Raw genomic sequence first — 12744 nt, 5'->3', positions numbered from 1 at the left:
GAGCAATAGATATGCCCCTCAACCAAGACATCCTCAACTACTACACCGAACGTCTGAACGTCATTGTAGCCCATAGGTCCGGCCTCCCGGCCGGACTGTGCGGGAAGATCACCGCGCGGCGGATGTTCGGTGGCGCAGGCTTCTACTTGAACGGCAAGATGTTCGCGCTCACGGACGGCGATGATGTCTACATAAAGGGCGACGAGGAAACGCGCGCCCGCTTCGAGTCGCGCAAGATGAAACAGTTCGCGCCCTTCGATGACAAACCGAACATGCGCATGCACTACTACTCCTTGTCTTCTGAGGATTTGGAGGACGACGACGCATTACGCGAATTGGGCAAACTCGCCATCGAAGCCGCAGAACGCGCAGCGAAGAACCTAGGTCCGGCCTCTGGCCGGACAAAACGCCCGCGCAAAGCATAGGTCCGCCGCGACCCGCCCGTGTAATGCACCAGTCACCCTAATCGCATTGTCATCCCGAAGGCCGTCGCGGCCCGAAGGATCTCTCAGGGTTCTGACGGTAGCGCCCAGCTTGCTGGGCAAAAACCCTCGTGCAAATCGAGCATTAAGAGCGCCTTACGAAATGTATGTAAAGGCGGATGACAACCCGCCCGTAGAGAACTCATGCTAAAGTACATTCTGCTTTCACACATCCTGACCGTAGCTCTTTTCGCCGCCCAGCCGATTGCGCAGTTCGGACGTGCAGGAATGGGAGGTGTCATCGGCAACCCGCGATCCTCGATTCTGGTGGGTTCCGAGATTTTTGTGGAAGTCTCGTTGATGCATGAGCGGCCAAGCGAGCTGGATTCAATTCTCCAGCTTGCCCAAGCGATCGAGATTACTCTTCAGTTTAGCAAAGAAGATCTCGCGGATCGAACCTCAATACCGCTCACACTTGGCGATCTTGAGATGTATTCTGTCGTGCCGGGCCCGTTAAATCCTGGGCGTGAGGGGAGCTTGCCGACTTGGTATTTTCGTGGGCGCGCTCCGGAAGCGCTGGCCGGCAGTTATGTCTCACTCCTTGCCGTCGCGCGCTTTCCAGATGGAACACGCCGCGCTTCACTGCGTCACGGAATGAAATTTCAACAGGCTGCGAGTTTCGCCGACTCATCAAGGGTCTCGAGTAGCCGTGTCCTGGTTGCCTACGAGTTTGAACCGGCGGAGCGCGTCATCGCATTGGCCGAACATATGATTGCGCAGGGCTGGAAGGATCGCGATGCCTTTTTGAAAGCCGCCGCAGCGGCAAAGAGCATCGGGAAATCTGAACAAGCAGCGAGATTCGAGACTCTCGCCCGGGGCATGCCAGAGCCGCGGCCCCCGCTACCATGGTGCGGCATGCCTTAGGTCAATCCCTTGTTAAACCACTCTCTGCACTCAACTTAACAGGTTAGAGGGCTAAGCCGAACAATTTGCACAGCGACTCGCCGAGCCGGGTCAAGGTCCGCCGCAATCCGCCCGGAACCTGCCTTCCTCCGTAGCGCCCAGCTTGCTGGGCAAAAACCCCCGTGCAAATCGAGCATTTCAAGCTCGTTACAACGCCTATGTAGGGGCGGATGGCAATCCGCCCGCGTAATGCACCAGTCACCCTAATCGCATTGTCATCCTGAAGGCCGTCGCGGCCTGAAGGATCTCTCTCCTAATGCCGGCCCAACACCCTGTTAAACCACTCTCTGCGCTCAACTTAGCGATAAAATTGACCCTTGATCACGAATTGCTCGTTGATTCACAAACTTTTCTCAAACAACTCATTGTACTCGACTTAGCAAGAAGTAGATGGCCATAACACATATATATGATGTAGTCGTGATCGGCGGCGGCCACGCAGGCATCGAAGCCGCGCTGGCCACGGCCCGCCTGGGCTTCCGCACCTGTTTGGTGACGCAGAACCTCCAGACAATCGGTCAAATGTCCTGCAATCCCGCCATCGGTGGACTTGCTAAAGGCCAATTAGTCAAGGAGATAGATGCACTCGGCGGAGAGATGGGTCGGCTGGCCGATCTGGCCACCGTGCAGTTTCGCATGCTGAATCGCTCGAAAGGCCCTGCCGTCTGGTCACCACGGGCGCAGTGCGATCGTACACTGTATGCTCATGAAGCTCGCAAAACCCTGAATGGACAGCGCAATCTCGATCTCAAGCAGAATACAATCATAGACTTCGAGACTACAGGCGGCCGCCTGGCCGCCTGCATCGCAGCCAGCGGCCAGCGCCTGGAGTGCCGTGCGGCCGTGCTTTGCGCCGGCACGTTTCTGAATGGACTGTTGCATATGGGGGATTGGCAACTCCCAGGCGGGCGTATCGGCGAAGCCCCGGCGCTCGGTCTTAGCGAAATGCTGATGAAACATGGGTTTGAAGTCGGCAGGCTGAAGACCGGTACACCACCCCGGCTGGATGGTCGGTCCATTGATTACAGTCAGTGCGAGCATCAGCCCGGCGACGGCCGGATCGTGCCATTCTCCGTGCGCAGTGGAAAGACCATTAGCGGCCAACTGGCGTGTCACCTAACTTATACAAATACAAAGACTCACGATATCTTACGGAGTGGCCTGCACCGGTCTCCGCTCTTCGCGGGGCGCATCACCGGGCGCGGGCCGCGCTACTGCCCATCTATCGAGGACAAGATCGTCCGCTTCGCCGACAAGGACCGCCACCAGATTTTCCTCGAGCCCGAGGGCTGGGACACGTCGGAAGTGTACATGAACGGGTTCAGTTCGAGTCTACCCGAAGACGTTCAATTTGAAGCACTTAGGACCGTACCCGGACTCGCGCAGACCGAGATGATGCGACCCGGATATGCCGTTGAGTACGATTTCTTTCCCGCCCATCAGCTTCATTACTCGTTAGAAACCAAAGTGATAGAAGGTCTGTTCTTCGCCGGGCAGATCAACGGGACTACGGGCTACGAAGAGGCGGCAGCGCAAGGCCTAATGGCAGGGATCAACGCAGCGGCCATGCTGAAAAGTGAGCAACCTCTTACATTGGGCCGCGACCAAGCCTATATCGGGGTGCTCATTGACGATCTGATCACCAAAACGCCCGAGGAACCCTACCGTATGTTCACGTCGCGCGCCGAGCACCGCTTGCTCTTGCGCCAGGACAACGCGGATCTACGGTTAACGGAAATTGGGCGCGAGATCGGTCTGGTGTCAGAAGCGCAGCACGAACGTTATTTGGAAAAGAAACAAAAACTTAACGAAATCACTTCGCTCTTATACGAAACGCGGCTCGACGAGCTTGCCGAGTCAGGATTGCTCTCAGACCCCAAGCTGAAGGGTAGCCGCTTCGCCGCCATCCTAAAACGTCCTGAGGCCGACCTCAGCCAGATGATTCAGGACAGCGCGCAGCTTTCCGCACGCATCACCGATCCGGATGACGATCTCCTGGCTGGTGTGGAAATGGATGTAAAATATGAAGGTTACATCCAAAGAGAGCGACATCGTGCCGAGCAGGTCCGACGCTGGGAAGAGGTCCGGCTACCGGACACGCTGGACTACTGGCAGGTGCACTCCATGTCGCACGAGGCCCGCGAGAAGATCACCTTCTTTAGACCGCTGACGCTCGGGCAGGCAGGCCGGATTTCCGGCGTTCGTCCGTCCGACACGTCGGCCCTGCTGATTCACCTGAAACGGCTGGGCCATTTGTAAGCTCTTGTTTTGGAGCGTTTCACGTGAAACATCCACACTCGCTCGTGGATAACTCTCTGGATTTGCTCAGGATACACTCTCACTACAGCATTCAAGTTCTGCTTTTTCAGGCTCCAAGATAATAGGATCGGATGAGTCCGGCGAGGCCGGCACTGTGAACAAGCTGTGAATAGCGATTTACATTGACCCCTCAAGAACACCTTGCGCACTACATGAAGCGCGTCGCCGAGGCGGGGATTCCCCTGGTTTCGCACGGCGATCGTGGCCGACTGGAGGAGCGCCACCTTGCCCCGTCCCTCGCGGGGCTGGACCTGCTCCCCGAGGCCGGACACATCCTCGACGTGGGCAGCGGCGGGGGCTTTCCAGCCATCCCCCTCGCGCTTCTAACTCCTCATTTGACATGGACTTTGGTCGAGTCGAACCAGCGAAAAGCCGCCTTTCTGACGCGTGTTTCACGTGAAACAGAGCTCGCACAACGGCTTACAGTGGTTTGTTCACGTGTTGAAGACCTTATCCACTCCGAGCATCCCGGCTACGCCTGCATTACGGCGCGGGCGCTGGCCGAATTGCCGATTCTGTCCAAGTGGTGCCGCCCCCTGTTGGCGCGGGACGGCTACTTTCTGTTTTGGAAAGGGCAGGACTGGCGCCACGAGGCCTGGCCCGAAGAACTGGGACTTAACCTACTCTCCGAACTCAACTTACCCGACGGCGGGCGCTTGCTAAAACTCGTTATTGACCGGTGAAAGAAGACGTATTCAAAGAACTCGCGGGGCTCGCAACCGAGGCCCGCAATCCGCGCACGCTGAATCTCGACAGCATGACCACGCGCGAAATTCTGGAAGCGATGAACGCCGAAGATCGGACAGTGCCCGACGTGGTCGCGCGGGCCATTCCCGAAATTTAAAAGCTCGTGGAACGCGTTGTGACCAGCTTCCAAGCTGGCGGCCGTCTCCTCTATATAGGGGCCGGCACATCCGGGCGCTTGGGCGTGCTCGATGCGTCCGAATGCCCGCCGACCTTTGGGACCGATCCGACCATGGTGCAGGGCTTCATCGCTGGTGGCTACGACTCCCTGCGCAAAGCCGCCGAAGGTGCCGAAGATAATCCTCACGGCGCGATTCACGATTTCGAGCTCTGCTGTTTGGGCCGGACCGATGTGGTCGTCGGCATTTCGGCGTCGCGGCGCACGCCCTACGTTTTGGGTGGTTTATCATACGCCAAGCAACACGGATGCTTCACAGCGCTCCTCATCTGCAACGAGTTCGATGCCGAGAGTATGGGATATGAGGAAACCAGCGCACAGCCCGATGTCATTATCTCGTTGCCCGTGGGGCCGGAGGTGTTGACGGGTTCGACGCGGCTGAAGGCGGGGACGGCGACCAAGCTCGCGTTGAACATGATCACGACGGCGGCCTGGGTGCGGATGGGGAAGTGTTACGGGAATTTGATGGTGGATTTGCGGATGGGGAGCCGCAAGCTGCAGGCGCGCGCGCGCCGGATTCTGATCGAGATCACCGGCTGCGACTACGAGTGGGCCGACGAACTCCTGACCATGGCGAACGGCGAACTCAAAACCGCGTTAGTGATGCACTTCCGCGGCGTCACCGCCGAGCACGCGCGAGATTGGCTGGAGGAGAATGGTGGGAAGGTGGCGGGGGCGATCGAGAAAAGGAAATTCCTAACGGATTACCAGATCAGATCATTCGTTTGATGCCCTGTTCTGCGCGGGCGGATTGCCATCCGCCCCTACATAGATTCGTGAATCCGACCTAAGGTATGAAAGAGCGATACACACGCAAGAATTCACTGCGGTTGCAGAGACATGATTACCGCCATCCGCGGACGTTCTTTGTGACAATCTGCGTGGAGGGGCGACACAAACTCTTTGGTGAAGTTGTAAACGCAACCATGTTGCTCAACGAGTTTGGCGAGGCGGTTAAAATTGAATGGAAGAAGACCGCTGAGATTCGGGAGGCTATCTGGCTGGACGAATTCATGATCATGCCAAATCACTTTCATGCGATTCTGCGGATTGACGATACTTATATCGGCCCATTTGCAGGACCCGCGCGAAACGTTGATGTAGGGGCGGATGGCAATCCGCCCGCCCCAAGCGAGGCGGATCATTCCAGAGTCACCGTCAAAACCACGTATGCGCGAACGGCACCCTTGAGCACAATCATCGCCGCCTTCAAACGCGCGACCACGAAACGAATCAACGAAATCCGTGGAACAAAAGGCGTGGAAGTTTGGCAGCGCAGTTTCTACGATCGCATTATCCGCAACGAACATGAATTGGGACTAGCGCGGCAATACATCATGGACAATCCCTTGAACTGGGAATTGGACAAGGAAAATCCCGATCTCCAAGGCGTGTATTGGGAAGAATAGATCCACAGGTTTCGATCCTGTCCGGCACGGGCGGATTGCCATCCGCCCCTACAAATACACCAAACCAACATCACATACAAACACCCACCCCCCACCATGCCACACAACCAAAAACTCCCGTATCCAAAGGTAAACTCGGATACACCACCTCGCACATTATGAAGCAGCCGCTCAAAAAGTCTGGGAAGCGGTGACGGAAGACAAGCACCTCAAGAAATATTTCTGCGACAAGCAGATCGGTGAATGGGGTCCAGACCTCGCGCCGGTGCGCTGGTGGTGGAAAGCGTACGGCGACGAGACCATGGACATGTACCCGATCGAATACAAGAAATACGAGAAGATCGTCTTCGTCGGCCCGGCCTACGGCCCGAAGTACATGACCACCATGACCTTCGAATTCGTCAAGAAGGGCCCCCGCGAGACCATCTTCCGCGTGCATGATTACGGCTACCAGCAGAAGGACCTGAAAGTCGCGTTCATGATGTGCGAAGGCTGGACGGAATTCCACACCTATCTGAAGGCCTACCTCAAGTTCGGCGTGGATGTGATGCGCGAAAAGACGCCGCGCAAAACGAAGTAGCCAACAGAGCTTTCAATTTTCCCACGGGAGGCCATTTTGTCTCGTCTCGCTCTCCTTATTATATGCGCACTGTGGGTACCGAGGCTGCTCGCCGCGGAAACTCCGGCGCGCGGTGATTCATTGTACTTCGCACAAAATTACACGGCGGCGATTCCGGAATACTCGGCCTTCGTGGCCGAGCATCCCGAGTCGGGTCGCGCCTGGTACCGCCTCGGCTACTGCGAGCTGAAAGCCGCGCTCTATGCGGATGCTGCCGCACATTTTCACAAAGCCGATTCGCTGAAGTTCAACCCGGCCTACACGAACTACAACTGGGCCTGCGCGTTGGCTCAATTGGGAGACTTGCGCACCTCAGCGATCAAGCTCGAGACCGGATTGAGCAACGGCTATCCGGGCGCACAGATTGACAGCGACACAGATCCGCTCCGCTGCGCACGAGCGGCGAGTGGGCGAGCCTGCGCGAGCAGTTGAACCGCTATGTCGAACCCTGCCTGTACGATCAACGCATGCGCGAGTTGGATTTCTGGGTCGGCGTATGGGATGTGTACTTTTTGAGCAACAACCAGAAGGCCGGCGTCAATACGCTGACCACGACAGAGCACGGCTGTTTCATCCACGAACAATGGCAGTCAGAGTCGGGCCACCGGGCCAGAGCATCAACTACTTCAGCCGCGCCGACAGCCTGTGGCACCAGACATGGATTGACCGCGACGGGGGGCAGATGGAATACACCGGAGGATTGCGGAATGGCGCGATGGTGTTGGAAGGGACCGGAAACGATCCCGGACTGCCGCCCTATCGCGCCCGCATGACCATGACTCCGCTTCCGGATGGATCAGTCGAACAGCTCATGGAACGCCTCGAGCGACGATGGCGCAAATTGGTACGAAATATTTCACGGAATATACCGTAGACAAACGGAGTAAAAACAATGATTCCGATTCCTGTAAACGCGGCGCATTGGCATATTGTGCTGGCCCACTTTCCGGCGATCCTGTTGATGGTCAGCACGGCCATGTTAGTCTTGGCGACGCTGTGGAGAGACGGGCGCTGGCAGCGCGTGGCATTGGGGTTCATCGTCGCCGCGACCATCAGCACCGGCGTGGTGTTCTCATTCGGCGAAGACGCCGAGCACATCATCGAGGCGCAGCCCGACGCGCGGAATATGGAAGGCTACATTCATCCGCATGAAGAGCTGGCGGAAACGGCGCGGAATATCATCATTCCGTTTGGTATCTTGATTCTCGGGCTATGGTGGTTCACGCGCAAGCACACGCTGCTGCCGCCGTGGGCGGCCTGGGGAGCGGTCGTGGTGATGGTGGTGGCAATCTCGTTACTCACCAACGTCGGTGCGGCGGGGGGCAAGATTAATCATCCGGAAGTGCGCGGCGGCGCCGTCCCAGTCTTAGATGACAAAGGCGGCGAACGAGACGACGATTAAAGGACAAGGGATAAAGGATAATCCATGGCAACCAAAAAGAAGACGGTGACCACGAGCGCCGGTGTGAAACTGGCCTCGGGCAAGATCGGGTTCACGGTGGCGACGACGATGCGCGCACCGCTCAAGAAGGTGTGGGAAGCGGCGACGCAGGCCAAGCACCTTGAGAAGTTCTTCGTGCACAAGGTCAAGGGCGACTTCAACGAGAATTTCGAAACGGTGTTCTGGACTTGGCCGAGTCACGGCACGTTTCCGCTCTATCCTGTTGCATATGCACCGGAGCAATTTCTCGAGTTTCACTGGCCGCTGCATGGCTCCAAGACGCAGCTTTCAACGGTGCGGTTCGAGTTCACGGAGAAAAAAGGCGTAGTCACGCTGACCATTACCGAGTCCGGCTGGAGCGCGCGCGGCCTGAAATACGCCTTCGAAAACTGCCAGGGCTGGACCGAGTTCGGCAACTACCTGCAGGCGTATGTCATGTGGAAGAAGGATATGCGCACCCAGCGTTGACGCTGGACCCAGTGCCGCTGGCGCGAACGTTTGGGCAAAGAGCAGGCGATCACTCGTCTCTATTTTCATCTGGAGCTGTCTTTATGTACAGATTACTTCTCTTTCAGTTTTGCTTGGCAGTAGTTCTGGGCTGTGCTTCGACGGTTCCTAAAGTAGTGCCACCTCGGCCAATCCCGCCGCTAGAGACAAGAGTATATTCGTCACCTGGCGTAGATTGGTCAAAATACGACAAACTAAAACTGGATTTGCGCGAGCGAGGCACGCCCGATCAATCTCGAAACCAGATTCTGGAAGAGTACTTGCTTACAGAAGCGTCACTCTTACTTGAGCGCAAAGGATATCACATCGTTGACGACAGCGCAGCGGCCGTACTGAGAGTCTATTTTGGCGTCGAAGAAAAACGCACTGATGAAACCGAATTGCGCAGCTTGAGTTACACAGCAATTCCAGGATCCGCTCAATTCCTGACGGGGTTGTCATTAATCGGGGGATTATGGCAATCTGCCTCGATTAGCACGGCTACGTGGTCCAGAAGAACGCAGGCGATCTATTTTGAAGCGTCAATTTCGGTTGAGTTGTATGAAATTGGGACAAACCGCCAACTATGGCGGGGCGACGTGTTTATCCCGCTTGATTCGCGAGACATAAGGACAAGCAGCAACTATATGTTTCGCGACCTCCTCTGGTCTTTTCCGGCCATCTCGTATCCAGCGACCAGCGTACCACCCGCCGACACAAGTGAATTTGAAGAACTCTGGAGCGGATTTCTGGTTGATCGAGAGTTCTTCGTTCCGGGCTTGCGTCATCACGTGAGCTTCATCTTCAGAGAGAGAAGATCGCTTGATGGCGAAGCAGAGGCGACATTCAAGACAACCCTAGAGTATAAAAAGCTTAAGATGACAGAGAAGTCGTGGGAAAAGATAGAAGACACAAAAGAGTATCGCGAGGCCTTTCGCAAATGGTACATGAGCGAAGGCGGCGATCTGCTTTCGATTCGGACGAAGAACCAAGTTCGGGAAAGTACATTCTTGCTTCCGGGTGTAATTGACTTGTTACAGACCGCCCCGCTAGCATTTGAAGACGAGCTTGGTCAAATCCAGATAGCCGGATGCTACACGATTGGTCAAGACAATCACTATCTTCGCCTGACAGCTTCGGCCGTTAGGCAGCCATACATCTTCATGTCAGGAACAACCAAGTACTACAAAGCAAAGTACCACCTTTCGAACATTGACGAGCTAAGCGAAAGTGAATTTCGGGATTGGCAAAATCGTGCACAAACTTATCGCGAGCAGTTAACTGGCGAAATCGACGACTTATCTGAATAAGGCAGGGTAGAAAGTCCACGCTAATCGAGTGCTCGTTTTGCTAGTGATACGCTGACAAAATGAGTGGGAACAACCATTTGAACAAAGGGAGACCAAAAATGAAAGGCTATGTAGTTCTATTCCTGTTGCCGCTGCCGAAGAAGAATTTGGCGGAGTACAAGAAGCTGGCGCGGCGGTTCGGGCGGGTGGCGGTGGATCATGGCGCGCTGCACTATCGCGAGTTCATTGGCGAGGATTTGAAGCCGAAATATGCACCGCCCTTTACGAACGTGCTGCCCTTGAAACGCGGCGAGGTGGCCATCACCTCGGTTTTGGAGTTCAAGTCGCGCAAGCACCGCGACAAAACGATGCTCGCGATGCTCCACGACCCGCGCATGGAGAAGATGATGAAAGAAAAACCGCTCTTCGACATGAAGAAGATGTACTGGGCAGGCTTCGAGACGATTGTCGAAGCGAAGGGGAAGTAGCGGGAATGCATTGGCTAAGTGACATTGTACGACACCGATGACACCCCCTCTCTTCCTCCTCGACCTCGGCAACGTCCTCTTGAAGCTTGACTTTGAGCGGTTTGTCTCGCGTGCGGCGGAGCGTGGGGTGCGGTCGCGGGAGGAGATTCGCGAGCGGTACATAGTAGGTGAGAGCAATAAGCGCTTCGAACGGGGCCAGCGTTCGGCTCCTGAGTTCATTGAAGAGCTGCGCGAGTTTCTGGGCTGGTCGGCAACCACAGCGAACCGCGAGCGGCTGCGGTTGATTTGGTGCGATATTTTTGACGAATTTCCCGGAGCGCGTGCGGCGCTGGCACAGTTGAAGCAGTGGGGCACGGTCTGGGTGCTATCCGATACCGATCCGCTGCATATCGAATGGGTTCGGCGCGAGTTCTCGTGGGCACTCGAAGTGGAGCAGGTGCTGACCTCCTACGAGCGCGGCAAGATGAAATCCGATCCCGGTGTTTTTGAGACAATTGTCGCGGAGTCAGGCATTGCACCAGAGCGAATATTGTTCATTGACGATCTGGCGAAAAATCGTGAAGCCGCGCACAAAGCGAGGATAACCACGCACTTGTTCACGACCTGGGAGCAAGCCTGGGAGGAGATCGCCTGAGTCGTGAGCATGCAGCGCGGCACAAACTCTCCACACTACTCATCCACACAATGTGTACTATTGTGGACAAGCATTGTGGATGTGTGGAGTGCGTGGATAAGCAGTAAAACTGCGGAAGCTCAATGGAAGTGCGCGGAAATCACGCTTGGAATTGAGTAAATTGGGACAAGAAAGCCACCAATAATTTCGAGAAGGACGACAGATGAGACGGATGACGGGAATTCTGCTGTGGACAATCTGTGTGATGCTGTGGACAAATGTCGAAGCGGCGCAGATGGTCGGGTACAAGTCCACGGGCGAACATTCAGGACAGATAACCATCCTGCCGCACGCGGACAGTGTGAAGATTGATCGCGAGTTGGCGGCAGCCGTGGACAGTTTGTCGAAGAAGGACGGGCTGCTGTTAGACCTGCGGCGCGTAAGCTCGAGCGGACAGATCTACTCGGCGGCCCTGGCGACAGCGATTCAAATGGCTTTCGAGCAATATTCCAAGCCGACGGTGGTGTTGTTCGGCGGAGCGGTGAATTGGGAGAGCGATCTGGGCAAGTGGGCCAAAGAGCGCGAGTGGACGCGGTTCGAGTCTTCAGGCGAACTCAAAGAGGCCGAGGCCAAGCTCGAGACGCTGCGCGGGCGGCACATGCGTGAAGGCCAGGAGCGCATGGACTATATGATGCAGCAGCAGCCGAAGGAAGGCAAGTAGGCTTGCTGACGGAGCTGGCCAATTGGCTGACGAGCGTCGGCCAGGGGCAAGTCTGGCTCCTGGCCGTTGGGATATTTTGCGCGCGTATCGCCGATCAGAGCTTGGCGCCATGCGCACGATCTCGATTGTGCGCGGCTTCAAAGTATTGGCCGCGCTATTCGGGTTTCTCGAGGTTCTGATCTGGATCAACGTCGTCGCGCAGGTCATCCGCAATCTCAACGAGTGGTATCTCGGGGTCGTCTATGCGGCGGGCTTCGCGGCGGGCAGCTTCGTGGGCATGTGGATCGAGTCGCGGATAGCCATTGGTCATCAAATGGTACGCGTGATTGCCCGGCGTGAAGCAGGGTTGGCCGACAAGCTGTGGGAGCGTAACTACTCGGTCGTCGAGATGGACGGCAAGACCAAGACCGGCGAAGTGGACATCCTATTCGTGGCCGAAAAGCGCCGCAACGTGCCCAAGCTCTTGCGCACGATTAACGAGCTCGATCCGCAGGCCTTTCTGACGGTTGAGGATGTGAAGCAGGTCGGCCTTCGTTCCCGCGATCCCAGTGTGGTGTGGGGCGAGAAGGTACTCGGCGACACGAGCAAATGGGTCAAGCCAAGCGCAAAAGCCTGACAAGCGAAGCATGCTCCATCATATTGAAATTTATGTCTTTGACTTGGCGCGCACCTGGCGTTCTGGTCATGGCTCTTGTGCGATGAGTTAGGCTACACCGTCTATCATCAGTGGGATCAGGGCGTGAGCTTTCGCGCTGGTTCCACATATAAGGTGTTCGTCCAGACCGAGCCGAGGTTTCTGGATGTCAAGTATCATCGCTGCCGGACGGGCCTGAATCATCTGGCCTTTCACGCGCAGTCACCCGCGCAGGTGGACGCGCTGACAACCAAGCTGCGGGAGCGCGGTGTGACCATCCTATATCAAGACCGCCATCCGCACGCCGGCGGGCCAGACAGCTACGCCGTGTTTTTCGAAGACCCCGACCGGATCAAAGTGGAAGTGACGTGCTCTGAAAGTGAATAAGGACTGCAGACGCTGGAGATACATTGGCGGA

At 56.3% G+C, this 12744-nt stretch carries 15 protein-coding genes and 2 pseudogenes; all 17 read left to right on the top strand.

Going from position 1 to position 12744, the window contains the following annotated elements:
- The first annotated feature begins 11 nt into the window (after positions 1-11).
- Positions 12-425: a TfoX/Sxy family protein gene (locus IPH10_12990; GenBank protein ID MBK6911823.1), complete on the top strand. Its 414-nt coding sequence runs from the start codon at positions 12-14 to the stop codon at positions 423-425.
- A gap of 201 nt (positions 426-626) precedes the next feature.
- Entirely contained in the window at positions 627-1346 is a 720-nt protein-coding gene (locus IPH10_12985; protein MBK6911822.1) for a hypothetical protein, read from the top strand.
- A gap of 429 nt (positions 1347-1775) precedes the next feature.
- Complete coding sequence (gene mnmG, locus IPH10_12980; protein ID MBK6911821.1) at positions 1776-3644, top strand: tRNA uridine-5-carboxymethylaminomethyl(34) synthesis enzyme MnmG; 1869 nt, start codon at positions 1776-1778, stop codon at positions 3642-3644.
- Positions 3645-3826: 182 nt separating this feature from the next.
- Entirely contained in the window at positions 3827-4387 is a 561-nt protein-coding gene (gene rsmG / locus IPH10_12975) for a 16S rRNA (guanine(527)-N(7))-methyltransferase RsmG (protein MBK6911820.1), read from the top strand.
- A gap of 74 nt (positions 4388-4461) precedes the next feature.
- A pseudogene (gene murQ / locus IPH10_12970) lies at positions 4462-5355 on the top strand (N-acetylmuramic acid 6-phosphate etherase).
- 65 nt (positions 5356-5420) lie between these two features.
- Positions 5421-6035, top strand: a complete 615-nt coding sequence (locus tag IPH10_12965; GenBank protein MBK6911819.1) for a transposase — start codon at positions 5421-5423, stop codon at positions 6033-6035.
- A 190-nt stretch (positions 6036-6225) separates the two neighbouring features.
- A complete protein-coding gene (locus IPH10_12960) occupies positions 6226-6615 on the top strand; it encodes a hypothetical protein (protein MBK6911818.1) in 390 nt (129 codons plus the stop codon).
- A gap of 36 nt (positions 6616-6651) precedes the next feature.
- The gene (locus IPH10_12955) at positions 6652-7086 is read left to right on the top strand and encodes a tetratricopeptide repeat protein (GenBank protein ID MBK6911817.1); all 435 of its coding nucleotides are present in this window, start codon (positions 6652-6654) and stop codon (positions 7084-7086) included.
- A gap of 151 nt (positions 7087-7237) precedes the next feature.
- Positions 7238-7528: a hypothetical protein gene (locus IPH10_12950; GenBank protein ID MBK6911816.1), complete on the top strand. Its 291-nt coding sequence runs from the start codon at positions 7238-7240 to the stop codon at positions 7526-7528.
- Positions 7529-7546: 18 nt separating this feature from the next.
- Complete coding sequence (locus tag IPH10_12945) at positions 7547-8056, top strand: hypothetical protein (protein ID MBK6911815.1); 510 nt, start codon at positions 7547-7549, stop codon at positions 8054-8056.
- Positions 8057-8080: 24 nt separating this feature from the next.
- The gene (locus IPH10_12940; GenBank protein MBK6911814.1) at positions 8081-8563 is read left to right on the top strand and encodes an SRPBCC domain-containing protein; all 483 of its coding nucleotides are present in this window, start codon (positions 8081-8083) and stop codon (positions 8561-8563) included.
- The gene (locus IPH10_12935; GenBank protein MBK6911813.1) at positions 8533-9891 is read left to right on the top strand and encodes a hypothetical protein; all 1359 of its coding nucleotides are present in this window, start codon (positions 8533-8535) and stop codon (positions 9889-9891) included. Before IPH10_12940 ends, IPH10_12935 begins: the two co-directional genes overlap by 31 nt.
- Positions 9892-9989: 98 nt before the next feature.
- Complete coding sequence (locus tag IPH10_12930) at positions 9990-10358, top strand: DUF1428 domain-containing protein (GenBank protein ID MBK6911812.1); 369 nt, start codon at positions 9990-9992, stop codon at positions 10356-10358.
- A 37-nt stretch (positions 10359-10395) separates the two neighbouring features.
- Positions 10396-10992: an HAD-IA family hydrolase gene (locus IPH10_12925; protein MBK6911811.1), complete on the top strand. Its 597-nt coding sequence runs from the start codon at positions 10396-10398 to the stop codon at positions 10990-10992.
- A 202-nt stretch (positions 10993-11194) separates the two neighbouring features.
- Positions 11195-11692, top strand: a complete 498-nt coding sequence (locus IPH10_12920; GenBank protein ID MBK6911810.1) for a hypothetical protein — start codon at positions 11195-11197, stop codon at positions 11690-11692.
- A 109-nt stretch (positions 11693-11801) separates the two neighbouring features.
- Positions 11802-12308 (top strand): DUF2179 domain-containing protein, encoded by a 507-nt coding sequence (locus IPH10_12915; protein ID MBK6911809.1) that lies wholly within the window; start codon positions 11802-11804, stop codon positions 12306-12308.
- A gap of 10 nt (positions 12309-12318) precedes the next feature.
- Positions 12319-12713 (top strand): annotated as a pseudogene (locus tag IPH10_12910) (VOC family protein).
- Positions 12714-12744: the final 31 nt, after the last annotated feature.

The organism is bacterium (assembly GCA_016702305.1).
Classification (GTDB): domain Bacteria; phylum Electryoneota; class RPQS01; order RPQS01; family RPQS01; genus JABWCQ01.
The sequence above is the reverse complement of the archived record's forward strand: the minus strand, read 5'-3'. Positions and strand labels throughout refer to the sequence as shown.

Bases quoted from the DNA above. Each gene is read 5' to 3' on its own strand.
- IPH10_12990 (MBK6911823.1), top strand. From the start codon at position 12: ATGCCCCTCAACCAAGACATCCTCAACTACTACACCGAACGTCTGAAC.
- IPH10_12985 (MBK6911822.1), top strand. From the start codon at position 627: ATGCTAAAGTACATTCTGCTTTCACACATCCTGACCGTAGCTCTTTTC.
- mnmG (MBK6911821.1), top strand. From the start codon at position 1,776: ATGGCCATAACACATATATATGATGTAGTCGTGATCGGCGGCGGCCAC.
- IPH10_12965 (MBK6911819.1), top strand. From the start codon at position 5,421: ATGAAAGAGCGATACACACGCAAGAATTCACTGCGGTTGCAGAGACAT.
- IPH10_12950 (MBK6911816.1), top strand. From the start codon at position 7,238: ATGGCAGTCAGAGTCGGGCCACCGGGCCAGAGCATCAACTACTTCAGC.
- IPH10_12945 (MBK6911815.1), top strand. From the start codon at position 7,547: ATGATTCCGATTCCTGTAAACGCGGCGCATTGGCATATTGTGCTGGCC.
- IPH10_12940 (MBK6911814.1), top strand. From the start codon at position 8,081: ATGGCAACCAAAAAGAAGACGGTGACCACGAGCGCCGGTGTGAAACTG.
- IPH10_12930 (MBK6911812.1), top strand. From the start codon at position 9,990: ATGAAAGGCTATGTAGTTCTATTCCTGTTGCCGCTGCCGAAGAAGAAT.
- IPH10_12925 (MBK6911811.1), top strand. From the start codon at position 10,396: ATGACACCCCCTCTCTTCCTCCTCGACCTCGGCAACGTCCTCTTGAAG.
- IPH10_12920 (MBK6911810.1), top strand. From the start codon at position 11,195: ATGAGACGGATGACGGGAATTCTGCTGTGGACAATCTGTGTGATGCTG.
- IPH10_12915 (MBK6911809.1), top strand. From the start codon at position 11,802: ATGCGCACGATCTCGATTGTGCGCGGCTTCAAAGTATTGGCCGCGCTA.